At 32.0% G+C, this 24279-nt stretch carries 28 protein-coding genes, 1 pseudogene and 1 riboswitch; of the genes and pseudogenes, 17 read left to right on the top strand and 12 right to left on the bottom strand.

The genetic code is table 11. The annotated features are described in order from the left end of the window. Positions 1-169 precede the first annotated feature (169 nt). Complete coding sequence (locus QZZ53_RS10970; RefSeq protein ID WP_296384548.1) at positions 170-829, top strand: phosphoribosyltransferase family protein; 660 nt, start codon at positions 170-172, stop codon at positions 827-829. Between the two features lie 60 nt (positions 830-889). Continuing rightward, positions 890-2500, top strand: coding sequence for an Ig-like domain-containing protein (locus tag QZZ53_RS10965; RefSeq protein WP_296384544.1), 1611 nt, complete (start codon positions 890-892; stop codon positions 2498-2500). Here the strand turns inward: QZZ53_RS10965 and QZZ53_RS10960 are convergent. From QZZ53_RS10960 to QZZ53_RS10950, 3 genes are all read right to left on the bottom strand, one after another. Next, positions 2484-3266: an amidohydrolase gene (locus QZZ53_RS10960; RefSeq protein ID WP_296384542.1), complete on the bottom strand. Its 783-nt coding sequence runs from the start codon at positions 3264-3266 to the stop codon at positions 2484-2486. The two genes, QZZ53_RS10965 and QZZ53_RS10960, sit on opposite strands and share 17 nt — an antisense overlap. Positions 3267-3366: 100 nt before the next feature. Beyond that, positions 3367-3750: a hypothetical protein gene (locus tag QZZ53_RS10955; RefSeq protein ID WP_296384540.1), complete on the bottom strand. Its 384-nt coding sequence runs from the start codon at positions 3748-3750 to the stop codon at positions 3367-3369. Positions 3751-3804: 54 nt separating this feature from the next. Further along, positions 3805-4947 (bottom strand): methionine aminotransferase, encoded by a 1143-nt coding sequence (locus QZZ53_RS10950; RefSeq protein WP_296384538.1) that lies wholly within the window; start codon positions 4945-4947, stop codon positions 3805-3807. Between the two features lie 43 nt (positions 4948-4990). Here QZZ53_RS10950 and QZZ53_RS10945 point away from each other — a divergent pair, with 43 nt between their 5' ends. Further along, positions 4991-5779, top strand: coding sequence for a hypothetical protein (locus QZZ53_RS10945; RefSeq protein WP_296384536.1), 789 nt, complete (start codon positions 4991-4993; stop codon positions 5777-5779). Between the two features lie 110 nt (positions 5780-5889). Here QZZ53_RS10945 and ahcY read toward each other — a convergent pair whose 3' ends face one another. Next, positions 5890-7206, bottom strand: a complete 1317-nt coding sequence (gene ahcY, locus QZZ53_RS10940) for an adenosylhomocysteinase (protein WP_296384534.1) — start codon at positions 7204-7206, stop codon at positions 5890-5892. A gap of 133 nt (positions 7207-7339) precedes the next feature. Between ahcY and QZZ53_RS10935 the strand changes: the two genes are divergently transcribed. The 8 genes from QZZ53_RS10935 to QZZ53_RS10900 all read left to right on the top strand — a co-directional run bounded on the left by QZZ53_RS10935 (position 7340) and on the right by QZZ53_RS10900 (position 14591). After that, positions 7340-7966, top strand: coding sequence for a 4'-phosphopantetheinyl transferase family protein (locus tag QZZ53_RS10935; protein ID WP_296384533.1), 627 nt, complete (start codon positions 7340-7342; stop codon positions 7964-7966). Then, on the top strand, positions 7966-8691 hold the full coding sequence (locus QZZ53_RS10930) for a geranylgeranylglyceryl/heptaprenylglyceryl phosphate synthase (protein ID WP_296384531.1): 726 nt from the start codon (positions 7966-7968) through the stop codon (positions 8689-8691). Before QZZ53_RS10935 ends, QZZ53_RS10930 begins: the two co-directional genes overlap by 1 nt. An 80-nt stretch (positions 8692-8771) precedes the next feature. Then, entirely contained in the window at positions 8772-9032 is a 261-nt protein-coding gene (locus QZZ53_RS10925) for a hypothetical protein (protein ID WP_296384529.1), read from the top strand. Then, entirely contained in the window at positions 9016-9648 is a 633-nt protein-coding gene (gene pnuC / locus QZZ53_RS10920) for a nicotinamide riboside transporter PnuC (protein WP_296384527.1), read from the top strand. Before QZZ53_RS10925 ends, pnuC begins: the two co-directional genes overlap by 17 nt. Further along, entirely contained in the window at positions 9609-10178 is a 570-nt protein-coding gene (locus tag QZZ53_RS10915) for an ATP-binding protein (RefSeq protein WP_296384523.1), read from the top strand. The genes pnuC and QZZ53_RS10915 overlap by 40 nt, the downstream gene beginning before the upstream one ends. Continuing rightward, complete coding sequence (locus QZZ53_RS10910; protein WP_296384520.1) at positions 10175-11731, top strand: DUF4301 family protein; 1557 nt, start codon at positions 10175-10177, stop codon at positions 11729-11731. Before QZZ53_RS10915 ends, QZZ53_RS10910 begins: the two co-directional genes overlap by 4 nt. Before the next feature lie 2 nt (positions 11732-11733). Beyond that, positions 11734-12138: an alternative ribosome rescue aminoacyl-tRNA hydrolase ArfB gene (arfB, locus tag QZZ53_RS10905; protein WP_296384518.1), complete on the top strand. Its 405-nt coding sequence runs from the start codon at positions 11734-11736 to the stop codon at positions 12136-12138. Between the two features lie 55 nt (positions 12139-12193). Further along, positions 12194-12284: riboswitch (TPP riboswitch) on the top strand. Positions 12285-12374: 90 nt separating this feature from the next. Beyond that, on the top strand, positions 12375-14591 hold the full coding sequence (locus tag QZZ53_RS10900; protein WP_296384517.1) for a TonB-dependent receptor: 2217 nt from the start codon (positions 12375-12377) through the stop codon (positions 14589-14591). Here QZZ53_RS10900 and QZZ53_RS10895 read toward each other — a convergent pair. Beyond that, on the bottom strand, positions 14588-15028 hold the full coding sequence (locus QZZ53_RS10895) for a hypothetical protein (protein WP_296384512.1): 441 nt from the start codon (positions 15026-15028) through the stop codon (positions 14588-14590). The genes QZZ53_RS10900 and QZZ53_RS10895 overlap by 4 nt on opposite strands. A gap of 138 nt (positions 15029-15166) precedes the next feature. Between QZZ53_RS10895 and greA the strand changes: the two genes are divergently transcribed. Continuing rightward, the gene (gene greA / locus QZZ53_RS10890) at positions 15167-15640 is read left to right on the top strand and encodes a transcription elongation factor GreA (RefSeq protein WP_296384510.1); all 474 of its coding nucleotides are present in this window, start codon (positions 15167-15169) and stop codon (positions 15638-15640) included. A 121-nt stretch (positions 15641-15761) separates the two neighbouring features. Then, positions 15762-16154, top strand: a complete 393-nt coding sequence (locus QZZ53_RS10885) for an HIT family protein (RefSeq protein WP_296384508.1) — start codon at positions 15762-15764, stop codon at positions 16152-16154. 3 nt (positions 16155-16157) lie between these two features. Here QZZ53_RS10885 and QZZ53_RS10880 read toward each other — a convergent pair whose 3' ends face one another. Next, complete coding sequence (locus QZZ53_RS10880; protein ID WP_296384504.1) at positions 16158-17318, bottom strand: HAMP domain-containing sensor histidine kinase; 1161 nt, start codon at positions 17316-17318, stop codon at positions 16158-16160. A 125-nt stretch (positions 17319-17443) separates the two neighbouring features. Between QZZ53_RS10880 and QZZ53_RS10875 the strand changes: the two genes are divergently transcribed. The 3 genes from QZZ53_RS10875 to aat all read left to right on the top strand — a co-directional run bounded on the left by QZZ53_RS10875 (position 17444) and on the right by aat (position 19656). After that, the gene (locus QZZ53_RS10875) at positions 17444-18313 is read left to right on the top strand and encodes a flavin reductase family protein (protein ID WP_296384502.1); all 870 of its coding nucleotides are present in this window, start codon (positions 17444-17446) and stop codon (positions 18311-18313) included. A gap of 43 nt (positions 18314-18356) precedes the next feature. Beyond that, a complete protein-coding gene (locus tag QZZ53_RS10870) occupies positions 18357-18734 on the top strand; it encodes a DUF3127 domain-containing protein (RefSeq protein ID WP_296384500.1) in 378 nt (125 codons plus the stop codon). 298 nt (positions 18735-19032) lie between these two features. After that, on the top strand, positions 19033-19656 hold the full coding sequence (gene aat / locus QZZ53_RS10865) for a leucyl/phenylalanyl-tRNA--protein transferase (protein ID WP_296384498.1): 624 nt from the start codon (positions 19033-19035) through the stop codon (positions 19654-19656). Here the strand turns inward: aat and QZZ53_RS10860 are convergent. Continuing rightward, positions 19653-20216, bottom strand: a complete 564-nt coding sequence (locus QZZ53_RS10860) for a DNA-3-methyladenine glycosylase I (protein WP_296384496.1) — start codon at positions 20214-20216, stop codon at positions 19653-19655. The genes aat and QZZ53_RS10860 overlap by 4 nt on opposite strands. A 171-nt stretch (positions 20217-20387) precedes the next feature. On the opposite strand from QZZ53_RS10860, the gene QZZ53_RS10855 reads away from it, so the two are divergent. Further along, a complete protein-coding gene (locus tag QZZ53_RS10855; RefSeq protein WP_296384494.1) occupies positions 20388-21005 on the top strand; it encodes a thioredoxin family protein in 618 nt (205 codons plus the stop codon). Positions 21006-21040: 35 nt separating this feature from the next. Here the strand turns inward: QZZ53_RS10855 and QZZ53_RS10850 are convergent, their stop codons facing one another. From QZZ53_RS10850 to QZZ53_RS10830, 5 genes and pseudogenes are all read right to left on the bottom strand, one after another. Continuing rightward, positions 21041-21775, bottom strand: coding sequence for a hypothetical protein (locus QZZ53_RS10850; RefSeq protein ID WP_296384492.1), 735 nt, complete (start codon positions 21773-21775; stop codon positions 21041-21043). Positions 21776-21858: 83 nt separating this feature from the next. After that, positions 21859-22563: a tRNA pseudouridine(55) synthase TruB gene (gene truB / locus QZZ53_RS10845; protein WP_296384490.1), complete on the bottom strand. Its 705-nt coding sequence runs from the start codon at positions 22561-22563 to the stop codon at positions 21859-21861. Further along, positions 22563-23366, bottom strand: a complete 804-nt coding sequence (locus QZZ53_RS10840; protein ID WP_296384488.1) for an undecaprenyl-diphosphate phosphatase — start codon at positions 23364-23366, stop codon at positions 22563-22565. Before QZZ53_RS10840 ends, truB begins: the two co-directional genes overlap by 1 nt. Before the next feature lie 56 nt (positions 23367-23422). Then, entirely contained in the window at positions 23423-23686 is a 264-nt protein-coding gene (locus QZZ53_RS10835) for a DUF3098 domain-containing protein (protein ID WP_296384486.1), read from the bottom strand. A 369-nt stretch (positions 23687-24055) separates the two neighbouring features. After that, a pseudogene (locus QZZ53_RS10830) lies at positions 24056-24199 on the bottom strand (VOC family protein); the annotation flags it as partial. Between the last annotated feature and the right edge of the window lie 80 nt (positions 24200-24279).

Genomic DNA, 24279 nt, shown 5'->3' with positions numbered 1-24279 from the left:
AAATATCCCTAAAACAGTTAAAACGACTAATAAAGAACTTATAATTAATCTATAGTTAAATAATTGAGGGTTAACTATCATTAGTAATTTTCTTAGTTGCTGCGAAATTAGATTATATTGAAGTGTAATTTTATTTTATTCGATGTAAGTGGTAAAAAATTTGTTAAACTTGTTCTTTCCAGAAGTCTGCGAAGCCTGTAATAATGCTTTGATAGATAATGAGTTGATTATATGTACAAATTGCAGGCATCAATTACCAGTAACAAATTTTCATTTTGAGAATTCTGAAGCTGTAAATAAAATCGTTTATGGACGTGTAAAACTCAAAAATGCAACTGCCTTATTACATTTTTCAAAAAAAGGAATTGTACAGCAATTATTACATAACTTAAAATATCGAGGACATGAACAAATCAGTGCGTTTTTCGGAAAGTGGTTGGGTGTTGAGCTGAGTAAAATTAAGGCTTATGAGGATGTCGATGTTGTAATACCGGTGCCTTTATATAAGACTAAGCTGAGAAAAAGAGGCTATAATCAGGTTGCTAAATTCGGAAAAGAGATTGCAAAAGCTTTGAGTGCAGAATATAATGATACGGTTTTAGTGAAAACGAAAGCAACCAAAACCCAAGTATTTAAAGGACGATTAACACGTTGGAATGATGATGGAGCATTATTCAGTATTTCAGAAACTGAATCTCTAAAAGGAAAACACATTCTATTGGTTGATGATATTATTACAACAGGAGCTACTATTGAAGCTTGTGCTTCCGTTTTGTTAAAAATTGATAATATTAAGTTAAGTCTTGCAACAATGGCAATTGCAGATTGATTTTTTCGTTTTGACTATAGATTTTAAAATTGTTTCTTTGTGCTAAATTATTTTGAATAGATGCGTTTACCTTTAATGCGAGTTTTAAGTATTGTTTTCATTGCAATAACCATTGTTAATTGTGCTAATCGTGGTACACCATCTGGTGGTGAAAAAGATGTTGCGCCACCAGTAATAAGGAAATCTATTCCTGAAAATTTTTCGACCAATTTTAAAGGAAATGAGATCAAAATTTATTTTGATGAGTATGTTAAAATAAAGGATGTTCGTAAACAGCTTATTATTTCTCCTCCAATGGATACACCTCCAACGGTTACTCCCTTAGGTGGAGCGAGTGAATATATTACCATTAAAATCAGCGACACTTTAAAAGATAATACGACCTATGCGTTTAATTTTGGAGAAAGTATTGTAGATAATAATGAAGAAAACCCATATCCTTATTATCGTTATGTCTTTTCTACAGGCGCAACGATTGATTCATTATCTGTTAAAGGTTATGTGATTGATGCTTTAAATGAAGAACCTGATACTTTTATTTCTGTGATGTTATATGAGGCAGATTCTACCTACTCAGACTCTATAGTTTATAAGGATAAGCCAAGATATATAACAAACACATTAGATAGCCTTACAAGTTTTAGCATAGACAATATCAAAGAAGGACAGTACAAGTTAATTGCATTAAAAGACAAGAATAGTAATTATTTGTTTAATCAGAAAGCAGATAAAATAGGCTTTAAAGAAGGTTTTATTTCTGTACCAACAGATTCATCTTTTAAGGTCACTTTATTTAAAGAAGACATTAATTTTAAAGCCATAAAACCGAAGCAAGGTGGTGAGACTAGAATCATTTTTCCTTATGAAGGAGATTATGAGTCTATGCGAATAAAAGTCTTAGGAGAAACACCAGAAGGTTATCAAACACGTATTATCAAAGATGCAGATAAAGACACTTTACATTATTGGTATAAACCAAAATTTGAAATAGATACCACTTTTTTCATTGTAACGAATAAAGATTATGTTGATACATTAAAACATCATTTCAGAAAAATTAAAGCAGATTCTTTGCAGTTAAAAATTGTTTCTCCAGGAACCTTAACTTCAGAAGAAGAATTTATTCTCGAAGGTAACGTGCCATTAACAGCGATTGACAAATCGAAAATAAAACTAATGGATAGAGATTCAGTAGATACTGATTTTGAAGTTAAATACGATTCTATTTTTAACCGCTATACATTTCCTGTTAAAAAGAAAGAAGGTCAGAAGTACTTTTTTAAGATGTTACCAGGAACCTTTACAGATTTTTATGAAAGCATAAATAAGGATACTTTAGATTACACGTTTAGAACTAAAAAGAATTCTGAATACGGAAATATTCGGGTGAATTTAAGAAATGCTAAATTTCCAATGATTATACAATTGGTGGATAGTAGAGGTGAAGTTCTCTATGAACGTTACACAACAGAATCACCTGTAGTAGATTTTACAAATTTGTTACCTAAACAATATGCCTTGCGTGCTATTTTTGATGCTAATGGCAATGGAAAATTTGATACTGGAAATTATTTATTTGGTATTCAGCCAGAACGTGTTAGTTATTCGCCTCCAATAGAAGAAGTACGACAAAGCTTTGATTTTATTATAGATTTTACACTTCTAGACTAAAGTTATCTCTATCGTTTAAGAAATTGAGTTTCTCTCTGTATTTTTTAATTGCATCTTTTTTTAAAACAACGATTTCAATAGCCTCTTTATCTGCAGGAATTGAATCAATTCTATTTCCTAAAATATCATAAGCAGCAGAATGCCCAGTATATTCATAATTGTTTCCATCTAATCCTACTCGATTAACACCAATACAATAGGTCATGTTTTCTATGGATCGTGCTTTTAAGAGTGCATCCCAAGCATTAATTCTTGCTTTTGGCCAATTGGCAACATAAAGCAAAAGATCGTAGTCTTCTGTATTTCTAGCCCAAACCGGAAACCGCAGATCGTAACAAACCAAAGGGCAAATTTTCCAACCTCTAAAATTGAATATTACTTTTTTTGTGCCAGCAGTATAGACTTTATGTTCACCAGCTAGTGTAAACGTATGACGTTTATCGTAATGTGTAATTTCTCCTGATGGTTCTACACAAACTAAACGGTTAAAGTAGTTGTTGTTTTTAGAAATGATAAGACTACCAATGATTGCAACTTGTTTTTCTTTAGCCTTCTCTTTTAACCAAGTAATGGTTTCACCATCCATGGTTTCGGCAATAGACGATGCATTCATTGTAAAGCCAGATGTAAACATTTCTGGTAAAACAATAAGATCAATATTGGTTGTAATAGTATTGATTTTATCGTTTAGCAAGCGTTTATTTTCTATTGGGTTTTCCCAAATTAAACGGGTTTGAATTAATGCAACTTTCAATTCTGTATTCATATTTTAAAATTACAAATTTGATTGCAAAAAAGTAGGAATAAAAAAAGCAATCTAAAAATATCTCTTTAGATTGCTGTTATGAATTGAAGCTAATTGTTTTCTACAACTTACGTTTTGCTTTTTCTAATCTTTTAGTAAACTTTTCAAGTTTTTCGAGCCATTTACTTTCATCTTCTGGGGATAATTTCCCTTTCTTTTTAAGCTTTTCGTATTTCTTTCGAGCTTTTTCTGCTTTTTTCTTGTCTTTTTCTAGTTTTTCAGACGCTTTTTGGACCTTTTCCTGCATTTTTATTTTTCCTAAAATCGTGGCAACTTGTTTTAAAATAGCATCTTTTTCCTCAAGATTTAAAGTTTCAGTAACGTCTTTTCCGTCTAAAAAGACTTTCTCTTTTTTAACTTCATAGGTCTTTCCATCTTTTTCAACCTTTTGAGCAAAAGATGTTAATGATACCGTTAAGAATAAAAGGATGATATAATATTTCATGTGTTTTTAGTTTTTATGTTCATTCTTGAGACACAGAAATGTATAAAAAGTAACTTAAATTTTACATAAAATTTCAGCAGCCTTTATTAAGGTTTCATCAGTTTTTGCAAAACAGAATCGTAACACGTTATCATCTTTACCATTTTCATTAAAAACTGATAATGGAATTGAAGCTAGTTTAAACTCTTTTGTTAAGTGTTTTGCAAAATCGACATCGTGCTCATTAGTGATTTTAGTATAATCTAAGACTTGAAAATAAGTGCCTTGAGATGGTTTAAACTTAAACCGAGATTCTGAGATTAAACTTAAAAATAAATCACGTTTTTGTTGAAAAAATGAATTGAGACCTAAATATGTTTCTGAGTCTTGCATATAATCTGCAATCCCTTTTTGAGCAGGATGATTTACCGAAAACACGTTAAACTGATGCACTTTTCTAAATTCAGACATTAGAAATTCAGGTGCACAACAATAGCCAATTTTCCAACCTGTGTTATGAAATGTTTTGCCGAATGATGCTGTGATAAAACTACGTTGTTTTAAATCTGAGAATAAACATGCACTTTGATGTTGCTCTCCATCAAATACAATATGTTCATAGACTTCATCACTTAACACAATAATATTAGTGTCTTTGGTTAGCTTTTGAAGTTGAAGCATATCATCTTTAGACCAAATCGTTCCACTTGGATTATGAGGTGAATTAATGATAATCATCTTAGTCTTTGATGATATTTTTGAAGCGACTTCTTCCCAATCCACTTTATAATCTGGTGCAGATAATTGTATCGGAATTGTTTTGCCACCATTAACTTCTATAGACGGTTCGTAACTATCGTAAGCAGGTTTAAAAATAATGACTTCGTCATTTGGTTTTATAAATGCAGATACAATAGTATAGATAGCTTGTGTTGCACCAGCTGTAACTGTGATTTCTTTTTCGGGATGATAAGTTGAGTTATAGAGTAATTCATATTTGTTAGAAATGGCTATAAGCAAATCTAAATTCCCAGCCATTGGTGCATATTGGTTATAACCATTATTCATGGCATTAGTAACCAAATCATTTAGCTTTTGAGAACTAGGATAATTTGGGAAACCTTGAGATAGGTTTAAGGCCTTATGTTCATTAGCCAAAGCACTCATTGTAGTGAAAATGGTAGTGCCAACGTTAGGTAGTTTAGATTGATGTTGCATAGTTTGTAAGATACTAAATCTAGAGATATTACGTTAAGCATGTATGGCGAAAATTAGTCTTATTTTTTTGGTTCTTTTGGTGTTTGGATGTAACACTAAGCGAGAAAAAGAAATTGTTGTAACAGAAGTTGAAAATACAATTAGCAAGACTATAACAGAAGAGATAGCTGGTGAGTTATTATTAGATTCCTTAAAATTAAACATCAACTTTAAGCCAAAAGGAAATTACAATTCTATTACCCATAAGATTAAAACTGATAGAAGCTATTTTAAAAGTGCACATCAAGTTAATTCAACAAAAGCAATTGACAGTGCGTCAAAATATTTGTACTCTAAATTAATTAATGATATTGTTCCGCATTGGTATGAAACACCTTGGGATTTTAATGGACATACTAATAGTCCTAAAAACGGAGAAATTGCTTGTGGTTATTTTGTGTCTACCACTTTGAAACATTTGGGTTTTAATCTCAATCGTTATAAAATGGCACAAGCTGCTGGCTTAAATGAAGCAAAGCTTTTGCAAACTAGAGCTAATCTTAAGATATTCTCTAATGTTACATTTGAGCAGTTAAAAGACAAAGTGAATAAAGCATATTCTAATGGTATTTATTTTGTTGGATTAGATAATCATGTTGGTTATGTCTTAATAAAAAATAAGGAACTCTACTTTTTACATTCCAGTTATTGTGATGATAAAGTTGTCATTGAATTGGCTGAAAACGCTCCTTGTTTTTCTTCTAATCTTTATGTTTTTGCTGAGATAACGACTAATAAAAAACTAGTTAAGAGTTGGGTTTTTAGTGAGCGATTGAGTATTCCAAGTAATTAGTCATTATAACTTCTTGATATAATTTTATATCGAGAACCACATAAAAAAACCCTCACATTTCTGCAAGGGTTTAAATCTATTTATAAGATTCCTGCCTTTGCAGGAATTTGCTAGTATCTGTAATGCTCAGGCTTATAAGGACCTTCAACTTTTACACCAATATAATCTGCTTGGTATTCTGCTAATTCTGTAAGCTCAACACCAATTTTTTCCAAGTGTAATTTTGCTACTTTTTCGTCTAAATACTTTGGTAACATATATACGTCATTTCCGTAAGCATCAGCATTTTTCCAAAGTTCAATTTGTGCCAAAGTCTGATTTGTAAATGAGTTACTCATTACAAAACTTGGATGACCAGTTGCACAACCTAAGTTTACTAAACGACCTTCAGCTAAAATGATAATATCCTTACCATCAATAGTATATTTATCTACTTGTGGCTTAATAGTATCTTTAGTATTACCATGGTTCTCGTTTAACCAACCCATTTGTATTTCATTATCAAAATGGCCAATGTTACAAACGATAACCTTGTCTTTCATCGCTTCAAAATGCTCAGCACGTACGATGTCTTTGTTTCCTGTAGTGGTAATAATGATATCAGAGTTTCCAACAACAGTTTCTAATTTCTTCACTTCAAAACCATCCATTGCAGCTTGTAAAGCACAAATTGGATCAATCTCCGTAACAGTAACAATACTTCCTGCACCTTTAAAAGAGGCAGCAGTTCCTTTACCAACATCTCCATAACCACAAACGGTTACACGTTTACCTGCTAACATAATGTCTGTTGCTCTACGGATTGCATCTACTGCAGATTCTTTACAACCGTATTTGTTATCGAACTTAGATTTTGTTACCGAATCATTAACATTAATTGCAGGCATTGTTAAGGTACCATTTTTAACACGCTCATATAATCTGTGAACACCTGTTGTTGTTTCTTCAGATAAACCATTAATGCCAGCTGACAATTCTGGGTATTTATCTAAAACCATATTGGTTAAATCACCACCATCATCTAAAATCATATTTAGTGGTTTTCTATCTTCACCAAAGAATAAAGTTTGCTCTATACACCAATCAAATTCTTCTTCTGTCATGTCTTTCCATGCATACACAGCAGTTCCTGCAGCAGCAATTGCAGCAGCAGCCTGATCTTGAGTAGAGAAAATATTACAAGAACTCCAAGTTACGTCTGCTCCTAAAGCCTGTAGAGTTTCAATTAAAACAGCAGTTTGAATCGTCATGTGTAAACATCCTGCAATACGTGCTCCTTTTAAAGGTTGCTCGTTTTTATATTCTTCGCGAAGACTCATTAAACCTGGCATTTCTGCTTCAGCCAATTCAATCTCTTTTCTTCCCCAAGCCGCAAGCGACATATCTTTTACCTTGTTTGGTACGTAAGCAATTGTTTTTGTGCTCATATTCTTTTTTATCTAATTTTTAAAATTGTACTTGCCTTTGGGTTTAGCACTTAATTGGTTAAATTCGTCCAGAAATAAGTGCCAAAACTGCCTTAGGCAGTGCAAAGGTAATCATTAGGATTCAGAATATTAAATGCCACTGTACAAATCCATTAGCGTAAACTCACAAACTACTGTTAAAATCTGGAAGATTGAAGAGCCTTATAATAAGCTATTTAACACTCTAGATTTAAAACCACAAAGCTTAGAACGTGTTTTAAGCATGAAAAGTGACTTGCATCAACGTGGTTTTTTAAGTGTTAGACATTTGCTTAGAGATTTTGGATATACTGACCAAGATTTGTTTTATGATGATAACGGAAAACCTCACCTTAAAGACGGAAAACATATTTCTATAACACATTCATTTACCTTTTCTGGAGTGATTATTAGTGATAGCGAAGTTGGGATTGATATTGAAATGCAACGTGATAAAATCGGAATCATAGCAAAGAAATTTGTGGATTATGAATTCAATTATTTAGATAAAAATTCTGAAGATTACATTAGAAGATTAACCGTAATTTGGGGAATTAAAGAATCTTTGTACAAGTTATTTGCAACTCCTGGTATGTTGTTTAAAGACCATTTTTTAGTGATTCCGTTTATGCTAGAAGATGAGAATACAGTTGCATGGATAGATTATGAAGGTAAAAAATACAGATATAATACAGCCTTTTTAGAGTTTGAAGACTTTACTTGTGCTTATGTGATTCCATAATGAATAGTATCTATCAAAATATAATCACATCAACTTTAAAAATTGAAAAACTTTTAGCCGTTTTAATCGATCCTGATAAGATGAAACTAGAAGCGGTTTCAAGTTTTATTTCTAAAGTCAATCAATCTATAGCAACTCATATTTTTGTTGGTGGAAGCGAAGTTGATGAAGGTGTTACTGAAACTTTAATTGTAGAAATTAAAAAACATACAGAATTGCCTATAGTTTTGTTTCCTGGAGATGTCATTCAGATCACAAATAAAGCAGATGGCATTTTGTTTTTGTCTTTAATTTCTGGTCGTAATCCTGAGTATTTAATAGGGAAACACGTGGAGGCCGTTTCAAAATTAAAAGGAACAAACCTAGAAATAATTCCGACAGGTTATTTACTCATAGAGAATGGAAAAGAGACTTCTGTAGAGCGTGTGAGTCAAACAAAACCAATTAAAAGAAGTCAGATTCAAACTATTTTGAATACTGCTAAAGCAGGTGAGTTATTAGGCATGAAACTAATTTATATCGAAGCTGGAAGTGGTGCATCTCATTCTATAGAGCCTGAAATTATTTCAAAAGTTAAAGAAGAATTAAACATTCCATTAATCGTTGGAGGCGGAATTAGAAGTAAGGTAGAACTAGAATCAGCCTATAAAGCAGGAGCCGATTTGGTTGTTATTGGAACAGCTTTTGAAAAGGATGTATCGTTTTTTGATAATTTACGAAAGTAAATTGCCATGCTGAGCTTACTTCAGTATCTCATAAATAGAATACTAATTAATAAGATTCCTGTTTTTTACGGGAAATGAATATGAATATATCAGTAGATTTAACCTTATCACCATTGCAAGATGATTATGAAGAACATGTCATTAATTTTATAAAACATTTGCGAGCTTCAGAATTTAAAGTTCTAGAAAATCCATTAAGTACTCAGATTTATGGAGACTACGATAGCTTAATGCCGTTTTTAACTCAAGAAATAAAACGTTCATTTGCTGAGGTTGATATTTCAGTATTACAAATGAAGATTGTAAAAACAGACCGAAGCGATTATGAGCCAAATTTTTGATTTTCTTTTTGGGCAATATTCAGAATCTAAAACAATAGATATAGTTCTAGAAATTATTGCTGTTGTATTTGGTTTTTTATCAGTTTGGTTTTCTAAACAGAATAAGATTTTGGTATTTCCAACAGGTATGATAAGCACAATGATTTTTGTGTATTTATTATTGAAGTGGGAATTATTAGGTGATATGATGATTAATGGATACTATTTTATAATGAGTGTCTATGGTTGGTATATCTGGACAAGAAAAGTAGATGAAACTCACGTAACTCCAATTTCAAGAACCTCAATCAAAGAAAAAAGAATTAGTGTTTTAATATTTATAGCTACGCTCATATTCGTATTTATTGTTTATAAGACTTTCGATAAATGGACTGATTGGGTAGCTTACGCTGATACGCTTACTACAGCTATCTTTTTTGTAGGAATGTGGCTCATGGCAAGACGAAAAATTGAAAATTGGATATTTTGGATTATTGGTGATATCATATCTGTACCTTTGTATTTATATAAAGGATTGACCTTTACAAGTTTTCAATATTTTGGATTTACAATTATTGCCATTTTTGGATATTTAGCATGGAAAAAGCACTTAAACAACAACCTTCAAACTGTATAAAAGTCGTTTTATTTGGTCCTGAATCAACAGGGAAAACGACACTTTCTAAACAATTGGCTAGACATTATAATTCGGTTTGGGTGCGTGAGTATGCACGAGAGTATTTACAAGACAAATGGAATGACGAACGCAAAACTTGTGAGTCTAAAGATTTACTGCCAATAGCAATTGGGCAAATGAATCTCGAAAATGAATCAGCTCAAAAAACTGACTCAGTCTTAATTTGTGATACTGATTTACTAGAAACAAAAGTGTATAGTGAAGCATATTACCAAGGAACATGTGACCCGATTTTAGAGACATATGCTCTAAAAAATTCTTACGATATTTACTTTTTAACCTATATTGACACGCCTTGGGAAGCTGATGATTTAAGAGATAAACCACATGAAAGAGAACGCATGTTTAAGGCTTTTGAAACTGCACTAAAAACGTACAAAAAGCCTTATGTTTTATTAAAAGGAAGCAAAGAAGAGCGTTTTAAATTAGCTATAGAGCATATTGATAATATATTAGAAAAGCATATATGAGTTTTACTAAAAACGATATAAAACAGATAGAAGCAAAAGGATTAACTGCAAAACATGTGGAGTCACAGATTGCATTATTTAAATCTGGTATTCCATTTGCTAATATTGCTGAAGCTGCAACCATAGATAATGGTATTATAGCATTAGACGAAGCGCTTATCGAAGATTCAATCTCTTATTTTGAAGAAAAGAAAAATGATATATCTCTTATAAAATTTGTGCCTGCATCTGGAGCAGCAACACGAATGTTTAAGTTTTTATTTCAGTTTGTAAAAGAATACAATCCTAAAAAGGAATCTATAAATTCCTATATCAATAAAAATAAGCTTAAAGACTTATCTCTGTTTTTAGTAGGTTTAGAAAAACTACCTTTTTACCATTTGGTTATAGAACAATTAAAATCTAATAATATTGATTTTAGTAAGTTGTCAGATAGTGAGAAAACATGGCATTTTGTACGAGCAATGTTAGATGAAAGGGAACTCAATTATGGTAATTCTCCAAAAGGATTATTACCTTTCCATAGATATAAAAGCAACCATATTTCTACGGCTTTTGAAGAGCATCTTTACGAATCAGCATTATATACTTCGGTTAATAATAAGGCAGAACTTCACTTTACCATTTCAGAACGCTTTAAAGATAAGTTTGATAAAGAATTTAAACGTATTGAGGAATATGTAGAACAAACCACAGGAGTTTCTTTTAATATTTCATTTTCGTATCAACACGAATCTACAGATACGATTGCTGTAACCTTAAAGGACAAACCATTTAGAGAAAATGATGGATCATTATTGTTTAGACCATCTGGACATGGAGCGTTGTTAAAGAACCTAAATGCGTTAGATGCTGATATTATTTTCGTTAAAAATATTGATAATGTTGTTGTAAAATATTACAAGGAAGATGTAGCCAAGTATAAAAAGGTGTTGGCTGGCATTCTTTTAAAGCTTCAGGCTAAAGCGTTTGCGTTTTTAGAAGATTTAGAGAACAATATGCCATCTGAAGATGAGCTTATTAAAATAGCCGAGTTTTTAACTAGAGAATTGAGCGTGAAGATTTCTAAAGAGTTTGAGAAATATTCAGAGAAGTATAAAATTGAATATTTACGAGACAAGCTCAATCGACCAATTCGTGTTTGCGGTATGGTGAAAAATGAAGGAGAACCAGGAGGTGGTCCATTTTGGGTTAAAGACCAAAGTTGGAATCAATCACTTCAAATTGTAGAATCTGCTCAGATTAATCAAAAGGATAAAACCCAAAAGAGCATTTTAAAAAATGCAACACATTTTAATCCTGTAGATTTAGTTTGTGGTGTTAAAAACTACAAAGGTGAAAAATTTGATTTAGAAAATTATGTAGACCATAAAGCGGCTTTCATCACCATGAAAACCAAAGTTGGTAAAGACTTAAAGGCATTAGAATTACCAGGACTTTGGAATGGTAGTATGGCCTTCTGGAACACTATTTTTGTAGAAGTTCCGGTTATTACTTTTAATCCAGTAAAAACGGTTAATGATTTATTAAAAGTGCCACATCAAATTAAATAGTTGTGGATGTAGATTTACTTAAATCTGAATTGAATTATAAGTTCGTCCGAAGCTCAGGAAGTGGAGGACAACATGTTAATAAAGTTTCTTCTAAAGCTGAGCTGTATTTTAACCTTCAAGAGTCTATTGTTTTTAGTGATGATGAAAAATTAAAGCTAATGGAATTCTTCAATAATAGATTAAATAAAGAAGGTGTTTTAATTTTAACTTGTGATGAAAGCCGAAGTCAGTTTAGAAATAAAGCTATTGTTACACAGCGTTTTTTAGAACTAATTGAAGAAGGTTTAAAAGAGAAAAAAGAACGTGTCAAAACAAAAATCCCTAGATCAGTTGTAAAAAAACGTTTGACTAACAAACGTAAAAATTCAGAAAAGAAAGCCAATCGTAAAAAACCAGACATTGATTAAAAATAATTAATCAATATTCACTTGTCAATTATCATTTGTTATTATCTTTGCAGCGTTCTCAAAAAAGGGGTGCCTATTATCGGCTGAGATCATACCCATTGAACCTGAGCAGGTAATGCTGCTAAGGAATGTAAGGATGTCTTGTTATGTTGAACTTGTTTCAGCATCTCACTCATCAAAACTAATTATTAACAAGAATAATCACCTCTTTTTATTCGATTATTATTTATAGTCGTATGAAAATTTTATTCAGAAATCTGCAAAAAACAAGTAGGCAGAGTTTATCAATTTTTATTTTTTTTATTAGTATTTGTTCACTCTATGGACAAGAAAAACAACAAGATTCTACAAAAACAGAAAAATTAGACGAAGTTCTAGTTAAAGCAGTTAGAGTAGATGCTAAATCGCCAATTACACATTCTAATGTCACTAAAAAACAACTTGCCAAACGTAATTTAGGGCAAGACATTCCTGTGTTATTAAATTTTTTGCCGTCAGTAGTTACAACAACAGATGCAGGAGCAGGTATTGGTTATACAGGGATTAGAGTGCGTGGTGTTAGTGCGCAATCTACAAATTTTACAATCAACGGAATTCCGTATAATGATGCTGAATCTTTAGGAACCTTTTGGGTAAACTTAAGTGATTTTGCTTCGTCTATTGAAAGTTTGCAATTACAGCGTGGTGTTGGGACATCCACAAATGGTTCTGGTGCATTTGGTGCTAGTATTAATGTGTTAACAGATGCGATTTCTAAAGAAGCTTTAGGAGAAATTTCTAATTCTTTCGGAAGTTTTAATACAAGAAAGCATACTGTTAAATTTAGTACTGGCCTAATGAATGATCATTTTGAAATTGCGGGACGCTTATCTAATATTAATTCTGATGGTTACATAGATAGAGCGTCTTCAGACTTAAAATCTTATTTTTTACAGGGATCTTATGTAGATGATAACACACTGATTAAGGCTATAACTTTTGGTGGCAAGGAAGTGACTTATCAATCTTGGAATGGTTTAGAAGATAAAGATAAATTAAGAAATGATAGAACTTATAATACCGCTGGTGAGTATACTGACGACAATGACAATACACAGTTTTATGATAATGAAGTCGATAATTATAATCAAGATCATTATCAATTACACTGGAATCAACGCTACAATAATCATTGGTCCACAACTTTAGGGTTGAGCTATACCTATGGTCGTGGTTATTTTGAACAGTACAAAGAGGATGAAGATTTTGATACTTATGGATTTGAACCTTTAACCTTTAATGGTGAAACTGTAAATACAACGGATTTGATTCGTCGTCGTTGGTTAGACAACGATTACTATGTTATTAATGCAAATGCCAATTATAAAGACAATAACTTAAATTTAATTTTTGGTGGTTCTTATAGTCATTATGATGGTGACCACTTTGGAGAAGTGATTTGGGCAGAATTTGCCAGTCAAAGTGAAATAAGAAATCGTTATTACGATGGTAATAGTAAAAAGAATGACCTATCGCTTTTTACAAAAGTAAACTATAGATTAAACGATAAAATAAATTTGTATGGTGATTTGCAAGTGAGGAATGTAACATATAAAACAACTGGAACAACCTCAGATATAGTGGCTTTTGAAGTTGATAAAAACTTTACTTTTTTCAATCCTAAAGCTGGTATTACTTACGATTTAAATACAGATAACAATCTATACTTTTCTTATGCAAGAGCTAACAGAGAACCAAATCGTACAGATTTTGAAAGCAATTCAAATATTGAAGCTGAACAATTAAATGATTTTGAATTAGGTTGGAGACATAAAAAGGGAAACTTCACATTTAATGCCAATGCATACTATATGTTGTATAATGAACAATTGGTGCTTTCTGGTCAGTTAGATGATGTTGGTAATCCTATTAGAGCAAATAGTGGTAAAAGTTACCGTTTAGGAATAGAGTTAGAAGCAATAATACCTGTAATATCAAAGTTAACTTTGCAACCAAATATCACAATAAGTACAAATAAGAATAATGAAACCATTATTTCTTTTGATGGTGAATTACAAAACCTTGGCAAAACCGATATTTCTTTTTCACCAGGCTTAGTTGCAGCAAATGCCATTATTTTTCAGCCTATTGAAAAGCTTCAAATGTCAGTATTAAGTAAATTTGTTGGTGAGCAATATATGAGTAATACAGAAGCCGAATTCTCTAAACTAGAGAGTTATTTTATAAATGACTTTAATGTCTCTTATACCATAAAAACAAAGTCTGTTTTTGATTCAATAGTATTTACAGGATTAGTAAATAACATCTTTAACGTTAAGTACGAATCTAATGGTTTCTACTATACTTATGATGACGATTTTAGTAATCCAGGAACAATTTCTACAATTGAAGGTGCTGGTTTTTATCCGCAAGCAACCACTAATTTCTTGCTTGGAGTAACCTTAAACTTTTAATTGCTTACAAAAAAAGTATTATTTCCAATATCCTCAACTCTGTATGGTTTTAACGTACAGGGAGGAGGATTATCTCCAGAAAAAGTGCCAGTAGCAAGAAAATATGTGTTACCATCTTCGCATCCGCAAGTCGCAGATACACCATCTGATTCTATGGTTAGAGCTGAGCATGCAGAAAGCACATGATTAGGATCTGCTCCATCCCAAGCAAATAAAGTGGATGAATTTAGCCTATATAAAATGATGCCGTCATTACCTTGGCCTTCAACTCTAACAGCATTTCCTGGGAATAGAAGCTGATTAAATTGAGGTAGGTTGAGATTAACAGTAAGGTTAACACCTGCATTGAATAAAAAGTTACAATTGATATTGTTTTCGTTCTTATTGCAACCAAAAAGAACTATAAAGGAAGCTAGTAAAAGCAGTTTTTTCATCATTAAATTTTGAATGGCAATTTACGAATATTTCAACTATACAGTAAATATTTTATATATTTGCATTACAATCTCGTCAGCGCGAGATTTTTTTTATTCTGAACATACTTCAGAATATTTTATAAGTTAAACGAATGAATTATGAGTAAAGTATCTTATTATACAGCTGAAGGATTAAAAAAATTAAGAGACGAGCTAAGTCAATTAAAAGATATAGAACGTCCTAAAGCTTCTCAAGCTATTGCAGAGGCTAGAGATAAAGGAGATTTAAGTGAAAATGCAGAATATGATGCCGCTAAAGAAGCGCAAGGCATGTTAGAAATGAAAATTTCTAAAATGGAGGAAGCTTTATCTGGTGCGCGCGTTATTGACGAATCTCAATTAGATACATCTAAGGTTTTAGCTTTATCGATAGTAAAAATTAAAAACCAAGTAAACGGTATGGAGATGACTTATACTTTGGTTGCTGAAACTGAAGCCGATTTAGCTACTGGCAAGATTTCTATAAATTCACCAATTGGTAAAGGATTATTAGGTAAATCTGTAGGTGATACAGCAGAGATTCAAGTGCCTAATGGAACTATGAAGTTTGATGTTTTAGAGATTTCTAGATAATTAATTCCTGCGACTTGTGCTGAACTTGTTTCAGTAAAGCAAGAATCTTATTTATTTTAAACCATTAAAGATTCCTTTTTACAGGAATCTTTTTATATTTATATAATACAAATCTCTACTTATGGCTACACTTTTCACAAAAATAATTTCAGGAGAGATTCCTTCATACAAAGTAGCCGAAACTGAAGACTTTTATGCATTTCTAGATATCAATCCAAATTCTAAAGGGCATACATTATGTATTCCTAAAAAGGAGGTTGATAAGATTTTTGACTTAGATGAAGAGACTTACTCTGCATTAATGCAATTTTCTAGACGTGTAGCTATAGCTCTAGAAAAAGCGGTGCCTTGCGAACGTATTGGGATATCAGTGATTGGGTTAGAAGTGCCACATGCACATGTGCATTTAATTCCGCTACATACTATGGAAGATGCTCGTTTTACTAAAAAACAGAAATTAACTCCAGAAGAGTTTAAGGCTATTGCGACTATGATTGCGTCATATTTAGACTAATTTTTAAACTGTTCTCAACATAATCTGTATCGTTGTACCCTTTCCAATTTCAGAATTAAGAACTTTTATTTTACCATTGTGGTAATCTTCAATAATACGTTTAGCTAAAGATAAGCCAAGTCCCCAACCACGTTTTTTTGAAGTATAACCAGGTTCAAAAATTTTATTGAATAGCTGTTTAGAAATTCCTTTTCCTGTGTCAGAGATTTGAATAAACACCAGTTTTTCGGTTTGAGACAATTCTAATTTTAAATCCCCTTTTCCTTTCATCGCATCGATGGCATTTTTCACCAAATTTTCAATAGTCCAGCTAAAAAGTTGTTCATTAAGATTGACCTGAATTTCGTTTTCAGGAATATTGCTTTCAAAATTTATGAGTTTAGACGAGCGTGTTTTTAAATAGTCGTAAGAAGATTTAGTCGCTTCGACAATATCAACATTTTTTAAAGTAGGTGCAGAGCCAATTTTACTAAAGCGTTCGGTAATGGTTTGTAAACGATCAATGTCTTTTTCAATTTCTACAATGTAATCTGGGTTTATATTTTCGGATTTTAAAATTTCTGCCCAGCCAACTAAAGAGGATAAAGGAGTACCAATTTGGTGAGCGGTTTCTTTGGCCATACCTGTCCAAAGTTTGTTTTGTGCCGCGTTTTTAGAACTGCGATAAAAGAAATAAGCAACTGCAGCAAATAGAAGAATAATCAATAAAAGCGCTAATGGATAATATTTTAATTTATTCAATAATGGTGAATTGCCGTAGTAAATCGTTTGAAACACTTTTTTATCTACAATAACTTTTATAGGTTCATTCTCGTTAGCGAACTTTTCTATAATGCGTTGCTTTTGTATAGAATCTTTTAGTTTTTCCTCATCAATATTGATAGACGTACCTAAATTCCCATCTGCATTAATAACCAGCATTGGTGTACTGGTTCTCATTTCAGTTAGAACATGAGAAGTAACATTATTTACGTCTTTATCTAAGTCATCTATGTTTTTTAAGAAATCAATTTGTGCTACTGACCAAGTATTCATTTTCACACGTTCTTCGGCTTTAAATTTTTGAAAAAACGCATAAGTATTCCAAAGAATAAGAGAAATAATAATAAAGGATGAAATTATAATAATCCAACGGATTACATTTCGGTTAGAACTCAAGGTCATTAGTCAGTACAATTTGTAATTCTAAATATAATGCAATTATGTTAATAATATTGTGCCAATATGGGTAGAAAACACTTTCACTAGAGACCTAATATAATTATATTTGTTGAAAATCAGTTGACTACATGATTTCCTTCAATCCTAAAGACCTTTCAACAGGCAGATTACACGGTTATTTATTAAGTGCTATTGCACCTAGACCTATTGCTTTTGCAAGTACAATAGATGCAGATGGTAATCCTAATTTATCACCTTTTAGTTTTTTTAATGTATTTAGTGCTAATCCACCAATACTTATTTTCTCTCCAGCGAGACGCGTTAGAGACAATACTATAAAGCATACATTAGAAAATGTCGAAACGGTTAAGGAAGTGGTAATTAATGTGGTAAATTATGATATTGTTCATCAGATGTCATTAACAAGTACAGAATATCCTGAGGGAGTTAATGAATTTGATAAAGCAGGATTAACCATGTTACCATCAGATGAAATAAAACCATTTAGAGTAGCTGAATCTCCTGTTCAATTTGAATGCAAGGTAAATGAAATTGTACATTTAGGTAAAGAAGGAGGAGCTGGTAATTTGGTGATTTGTGAAGTTGTGAAACTTCATATAGCAAATGAAGTTTTGAATGCAGACAGTACCATAAATCAAGAAGCACTAGATTTAGTAGCAAGAGCTGGTGGAAGTTATTATAGTAGAACAAAAAAAGGTTTTTTTGAAATTCCTAAGCCTTTAAAGACTATGGGAATAGGGGTAGATGCAATGCCAGAGTATGTTAGAAATAGTATGATTTTAACAGGAAATAACCTTGGAATGTTAGCTAATGTTGAAGCTCTGCCAAATGAAGAAGAGGTAAATGAATTTATAAAAGATATCAGTGAGCGCTATCCAGATATTAAAAGTGCATCACATAGAGATAAACATAAATTAGCTCGAAATTATTTGAGCTATGGTGACGTAGAAAGTGCATGGAAGTTATTACTTTCGTAGTCTCAAAAAACACAAATATTAAATAATTATAGATTAAGCAAAAATGGAAGTACAAGGACGTATTAAAATGGTAGGTGAGACACAGACCTTTGGGAGTAATGGATTTAGAAAAAGAGAAATAGTTGTAACAACTGAAGAACAATATCCACAGCATATTATGGTTGAGTTCGTTCAGGATAAAACAGATTTATTAAATAATTACCAAGTAGGACAACAGGTTAAAATTAATATTAACCTAAGAGGAAGAGAATGGGTAAATCCACAAGGAGAGACTAAATACTTTAACTCTATACAAGGATGGAGAATTGAAGCTTTACAAGCTGAAGCTGCTAGCGGAGATATGCCACCTGTACCACCAACAGAAGCTTTTGAGCCTGTTAGTGATTTAAAAGATGGAGATCATGATGATTTACCGTTTTAATTAGAAAACAGTCATTAGAAAAAAGACTTGTCTTAATTTAAGGCAAGTCTTTTTTATTGAACTCATCTTACTTTTTAGTTAAAAAAACAACAAAACAAAAAAAGTCCTGATGGTTAATCAGGACTTAGTATTGTGGTTTTAGGTTTGACCTCTACAAACAAACTTAAAAAAAAGCAATGATGAACAAAAATTTATTCCGTAAAGATCAACTCAAATATCCATAAAATTCTTATACTATCAAAGGAGAAAGACTTATTTAACAGCAAAAATCTAAAAAACGGTATTATAACCTAAATTTATGCACTTTTTAACTCAAAAAATAGAATTTCCTGATGTTTCAGAAGCTACTTTCGATGGGCTTTTAGCGGTTGGTGGAGACTTATCATCAGAGCGTTTGCTCCATGCTTATTCAAAAGGAATATTCCCATGGTTTGAATCTAAGGAACCTTTACTGTGGTGGTCTCCAGATCCACGTTTTGTGTTATTTCCAAATGACCTAAAAGTGTCTAAGAGCATGAGACAAGTTCTAAAAAAAGAACAGTTTAAAGTTACAGAGAATAAAGCATTTAGAGAGGTCATAGAGAATTGCGCTAGAACAAAGCGAGAAGGACAACAAGGAACTTGGATTACGGATGATATGGTAGAGGCTTATATAAAACTACACAAGTTAGGTTATGCCAAATCCATTGAAGTATGGGAGAATGGCGATTTGGTAGGAGGCTTATATGGTATTGATGTAAAGAATAACGTCTTTTGTGGCGAAAGTATGTTCGCTAAAGTGAGCAATGCAAGTAAGGTTGGTTTTATAATTTTTGTTCAAAATTCTAACTACAAATTAATTGATTGTCAGTTGCATACTAAGCATCTTGAGAGTTTAGGTGGTAAACATATTTCGCGTTTAGAGTTTTTAAAACATCTTTAGACTTCATTATATCTAAAACAAGTTTCTTCATGGTCATTTACCATTCCTGTGGCTTGCATGTGAGCATAAACTACTGTTGACCCAACAAACTTAAAACCACGCTTTTTTAGATCTTTGCTGATAGCATCACTAAGTGGAGTATTAGCAGGTGCATTCTTATAGTTCTTTAGTTTATTTTTTATAGGTTTTCCATCTACAAAAGCCCAAATATATTTTGAAAACGATCCAAATTCATCCTGAATTTTCATAAAGGCTTGTGCATTGGTTATGGTGGCTTTTACTTTAAGTTTATTTCGTATAATTCCAGCATCTTGTAATAGTTCATCAATCTTAGATTGCTCATAGTTTACAATGATTTTATAGTCGAAATTATTAAAAGCTTGTCTAAAGTTTTCACGTTTTTTTAAAACTGTTATCCAACTTAAACCTGCTTGAAAGGTTTCTAATATCAAAAATTCAAATAAAGTATCGTCATCAAAAACAGGAACTCCCCATTCTTCATCATGGTAAGCCTCGTATAATGGGTTACCAACACACCAACCGCATCTATGTTTTTTCATAATTGTAAGGAATAATAATTAGTACTACTAATGTAACAACTGTTGCACAAAAAATAGCAATAGAATCTTAAATTTGTACTATGAAACGAGCAAGTTCAATAATCTTATCGTCTAACAAAAGGATTAATAGCGAACAGCGTGTGATCATAGAAAAACAATAAACATAAGCTCATGAAAGTTTTAGATACACTTATGATAAACGATATAATTTCAGAAAGCCTTGAAAAAGGTACAACATATTCCGATTACCGCACTTTAGTGTCTGATTTGGTTGAAGACAATTCTACAACAGGAAACGAAAAAACGGAAGCATTAGCAAACTATACTATGCTTAATGATAGACGTATGAAGCGTTGGGATAAAACGGTAAAAGTTTCAGACGAGATAAAGACTAAAATTGAAGGTTTCAACAAAAAAGTAACTTGGTTAGTTATTACAGAGAGTTGGTGTGGTGATGCTGCTCATATTGTACCAGTTATTAACAAAGTTGCTGAACTTAACGATAATATTGATTATAAAGTAGTTCTGCGCGATGAAAATGATGCACTTATGAGTCAGTTTTTAACTAATGGAGGTAAAGCGATTCCGAAGTTAATTATGATTGATAATGATACCAATGAAGTTATAAATACGTTTGGACCAAGACCACTAGTTGCTACTAATATGGTATTGGATTATAAAGCTAAACACGGACAATTAACACCTGAGTTTAAAGAAGATTTGCAACGTTGGTATAATAAGGATAAAGGACAATCTACAGTTGAAGATTTGGTAAGTTTATTAAGTTAAAATCGGTTTCTGAGCGAAGTCGAAATAAACTGAAGTTAATTTTTGCCCTTAAACAAAAATGTAATTGTGCCCAATTGATCTTTTCGTTGTGAAGTATCAAATTGAACTGATTTAGCATATTCAATAGCATGGTTAGTTAAACACGGATTGCTAGAATTTGAAGACCCATTAATATAGGCGTCAAATACATTACCAGTTTCATTAACTCGTATGCTTACTACTATTTTTCCGCCTCTTTCGCATAAGTATCTCGGTATTTTATAATATCCAAGTGTTCTGCCTTTTAATGAATACGTCAAAGTACCTTTTGTTTTTGCATGCTCATCGGCTACTTTTTTGTTTTCTAAACGTTTATTTAGTTCTTCTTGAAGTTTTTTGTAAGATTGGGTTTCTTCAGAATTTAAAGCATAAGTATTACTACTGGTATAAGACTTATTTAGATTAGTTTCCTCTTTAATATCATTGGATTTAGCCTCTGCAATAGCTTTTGTTGTGCGTTCAAAGTCATTAGCGCTAACGGTTTTAAAGTTACGCATCATGTCTTTGTACTCTTGGTCTTCGTTAAAAGCTTTGTTTGTGGAAGCTGTTTTTAAATCTTCAATTTTTTGAAGTTCTTCTTCTATTTTTTCTGGCTCTGGTTCGAGCTCATAATAACTTTCGGATATTGATCTGTCTTGTTGTTTTAGCTGAATACTAAACATACCAAAAACTACAATTCCGGTTAATAGAAAAGTAATAATTAGAGCTTTATGTTGTTCAATCCAATTCAATGAAATAACGTTTTATATGTATACCATATACGAAGATAACAACGAAATAGTTTAAAAAGCAATCTTAAACCAGTGTTAAATGATTATTTTGAAGGAAGACTTTCTATGAAAATTTCAGGTGTTAAGGCACTTTCAACAAGGAAATCACCTATGCGAGTACGTCGTAATTCAGATAAATGTGCGCCAGAATTTAAGGCTTTTCCGAAATCGTGAGCTAGGGATCTAATGTAAGTTCCTTTACTACAGACTACTCTAAATTTTAACTCTAAATCGTTGATTGAAGTGATTTCAAATTCAGTGATTTCAACTTGTCTCGATTTTATCTCAACGGTTTCACCAGCTCGTGCAAATTCATACAAACGTTTCCCGTCTTTTTTAATCGCAGAAAATATGGGAGGAAACTGTTCGATAACTCCAATAAACTGTTCTGTAGTTTTATGAATCAATGCTTCTGTGATATGCTCAGTCGAAAAAGTTTGATCTACTTCTGTTTCTAAATCAAAAGAAGGAGTAGTACTACCCAAAATAAAAGTTCCGGTGTATTCTTTTTCTTGACCTTGAAATGTGTTGATTTGCTTGGTCATTTTACCAGTACAAATCACCAATAAACCTGTGGCCAAAGGATCTAGTGTGCCAGCATGGCCAACCTTTATTTTTTTAATAGAGAATGCTTGGCGAATAGCCCAACGTAATTTGTTTACGGCTTGAAAAGATGTCCAAGTTAAGGGTTTGTCTATTAATAGAACTTGTCCGTTTTTAAAGTCTTCTTCAGATTTAAATGAGTGCATTATAATAATGACCAGATTATAGCTGTGATTCCTACAACAACACAATAGATAGCGAAGTAGGTGAGTTTGCTTTGTTTTACAATTTTAATCATCCAAGTACAGGCAAATAATCCAGAAATAAATGCGGCAATAAAGCCAGCACTTAAATAGCCAAAATTAGAACTTGTGTAATCTATCTGACCTTCAAATATATCTTTGGCAATTTTACCAAAGATTAGTGGAATAACCATTAAAAACGAAAATCGAGCTGCCTTAGTTTTGTCAATTCCTAAAAGCACTGAAGTAGAAATTGTAGCTCCAGAGCGTGATATACCAGGCAACATTGCAATTCCTTGTGCTATACCTATTATAAAAGCGTCTCTTAACCCAACTTTTTTATGTGTTTTTTTAGCTCTATCTGCTAAAAAAAGCAGAATAGCAGTTACTATGAGCATGCAACCAACTAATAATATGTTATTTCCAAATAGCTCTTCAAAAACTCGTTCGTATTTATAACCAATAATCACAGCTGGTATCATAGATACTATTATTTTAGAAGAAAATTTAGCTTCTTCTGTCCATGTCATAGTTGTAATACCTTTAAATAAGCCTGAGAAAATTTCAAGAATATCTTTTCTGAAAATAACCATTGTGCTCAATGCTGTAGCAAAGTGAAGTATAACAGTAAATAATAAACTTTCTTCTGGTATAGCATTACTTCCAAGAATGGCTTTTCCAAGTTCTAAATGTCCACTAGAAGATACTGGCAAGAACTCAGTGAGTCCTTGAATAATTCCTAAAATAACAGCATCTAAAATGTCCATGGAGTGAAAGTATCAGTTAGATATTTGATACGCGGCAAAAGTAAGTAAAATCAATGTTATTTTTTAGAATTCTTATTTGGGTTTAAAAGAATAGCGTATACCTGAATTCCAAATCCAATTAATACCAAGGTTGGTGCTAAACGAATACGTCTCCAGCTAAAAATAGAAGGATCATAAACATTAGGGTCATCACTGCCACCTCCGGCCATAAGGATAAAGCCGATAGCAATAAACGCTAAACCAATAAACAACCATTTGTAGTTTTTTTTACCGAAAATAAATTCGGCTTTATTGTCTTCTTTACGTTTTTGTTCTCCCATAATATTTCCTGCGAAGGCAGAAATCTTTTAGTTAGTACTGAATTCTGTATAAATAATCTCGTCATCTAATGTCATTTGCGAAATATGCTCTGAGGTAATTCCGCCCATAACTTTAGCTAAATGCAAAGTAACGGTTTTATTTAAAACTTTTATCTTAAGAGAATCTAAATTTAAGCCTTGCTCCAAACCTCTATTGATGTAATAGAAGTCTGTACCGTCATCATGAAAGACAATATCCTTTACTCCATCTTCGGTAATTTTAGTGACTTTTATGTCAATAACGACACATTCTTCAGGTTTAGGATTTTGAATAATACAGGATTTTAATAAAAAAAATGAAGTTATAATTAGTAAAGTAATTGCACCAGCTATTATGGAAACTGATTTTTTCATGATTAAGTAGTTTTTTTCAAGTTGTCCACCAAAAACGGTAAACCCTAAGGTTTCATAAAAGGCTTTGGAGGCGTTTATGTCTTTGACTGTTAAACTTACTGAGAAGGCTCCTAATTTCATTAAATACTGTATTTAAGTAGTTGACCTGAAAGTTATGAAATTTTTTGCAGAGGTTCGTTTAACGTGCTTGTGTATGGTTA

The sequence above is a fragment of the Winogradskyella sp. genome (assembly GCF_016744625.1).
Lineage (GTDB): Bacteria > Bacteroidota > Bacteroidia > Flavobacteriales > Flavobacteriaceae > Winogradskyella.
The sequence above is the reverse complement of the archived record's forward strand: the minus strand, read 5'-3'. Positions and strand labels throughout refer to the sequence as shown.

Coding starts and splice junctions, on each gene's coding strand:
- QZZ53_RS10895 (WP_296384512.1), bottom strand. CDS start 15,028: ATGATGAAAAAACTGCTTTTACTAGCTTCCTTTATAGTTCTTTTTGGT.
- aat (WP_296384498.1), top strand. CDS start 19,033: ATGCACTTTTTAACTCAAAAAATAGAATTTCCTGATGTTTCAGAAGCT.
- QZZ53_RS10930 (WP_296384531.1), top strand. CDS start 7,966: ATGAATAGTATCTATCAAAATATAATCACATCAACTTTAAAAATTGAA.
- greA (WP_296384510.1), top strand. CDS start 15,167: ATGAGTAAAGTATCTTATTATACAGCTGAAGGATTAAAAAAATTAAGA.
- QZZ53_RS10950 (WP_296384538.1), bottom strand. CDS start 4,947: ATGCAACATCAATCTAAACTACCTAACGTTGGCACTACCATTTTCACT.
- pnuC (WP_296384527.1), top strand. CDS start 9,016: ATGAGCCAAATTTTTGATTTTCTTTTTGGGCAATATTCAGAATCTAAA.
- QZZ53_RS10855 (WP_296384494.1), top strand. CDS start 20,388: ATGAAAGTTTTAGATACACTTATGATAAACGATATAATTTCAGAAAGC.
- QZZ53_RS10960 (WP_296384542.1), bottom strand. CDS start 3,266: ATGAATACAGAATTGAAAGTTGCATTAATTCAAACCCGTTTAATTTGG.
- QZZ53_RS10925 (WP_296384529.1), top strand. CDS start 8,772: ATGAATATATCAGTAGATTTAACCTTATCACCATTGCAAGATGATTAT.
- ahcY (WP_296384534.1), bottom strand. CDS start 7,206: ATGAGCACAAAAACAATTGCTTACGTACCAAACAAGGTAAAAGATATG.
- QZZ53_RS10835 (WP_296384486.1), bottom strand. CDS start 23,686: ATGGGAGAACAAAAACGTAAAGAAGACAATAAAGCCGAATTTATTTTC.
- truB (WP_296384490.1), bottom strand. CDS start 22,563: ATGCACTCATTTAAATCTGAAGAAGACTTTAAAAACGGACAAGTTCTA.
- QZZ53_RS10880 (WP_296384504.1), bottom strand. CDS start 17,318: ATGACCTTGAGTTCTAACCGAAATGTAATCCGTTGGATTATTATAATT.
- QZZ53_RS10935 (WP_296384533.1), top strand. CDS start 7,340: ATGCCACTGTACAAATCCATTAGCGTAAACTCACAAACTACTGTTAAA.
- QZZ53_RS10840 (WP_296384488.1), bottom strand. CDS start 23,366: ATGGACATTTTAGATGCTGTTATTTTAGGAATTATTCAAGGACTCACT.
- QZZ53_RS10860 (WP_296384496.1), bottom strand. CDS start 20,216: ATGAAAAAACATAGATGCGGTTGGTGTGTTGGTAACCCATTATACGAG.
- QZZ53_RS10870 (WP_296384500.1), top strand. CDS start 18,357: ATGGAAGTACAAGGACGTATTAAAATGGTAGGTGAGACACAGACCTTT.
- QZZ53_RS10965 (WP_296384544.1), top strand. CDS start 890: ATGCGTTTACCTTTAATGCGAGTTTTAAGTATTGTTTTCATTGCAATA.
- QZZ53_RS10875 (WP_296384502.1), top strand. CDS start 17,444: ATGATTTCCTTCAATCCTAAAGACCTTTCAACAGGCAGATTACACGGT.
- QZZ53_RS10955 (WP_296384540.1), bottom strand. CDS start 3,750: ATGAAATATTATATCATCCTTTTATTCTTAACGGTATCATTAACATCT.
- QZZ53_RS10915 (WP_296384523.1), top strand. CDS start 9,609: ATGGAAAAAGCACTTAAACAACAACCTTCAAACTGTATAAAAGTCGTT.
- QZZ53_RS10885 (WP_296384508.1), top strand. CDS start 15,762: ATGGCTACACTTTTCACAAAAATAATTTCAGGAGAGATTCCTTCATAC.
- QZZ53_RS10910 (WP_296384520.1), top strand. CDS start 10,175: ATGAGTTTTACTAAAAACGATATAAAACAGATAGAAGCAAAAGGATTA.
- QZZ53_RS10945 (WP_296384536.1), top strand. CDS start 4,991: ATGGCGAAAATTAGTCTTATTTTTTTGGTTCTTTTGGTGTTTGGATGT.
- QZZ53_RS10900 (WP_296384517.1), top strand. CDS start 12,375: ATGAAAATTTTATTCAGAAATCTGCAAAAAACAAGTAGGCAGAGTTTA.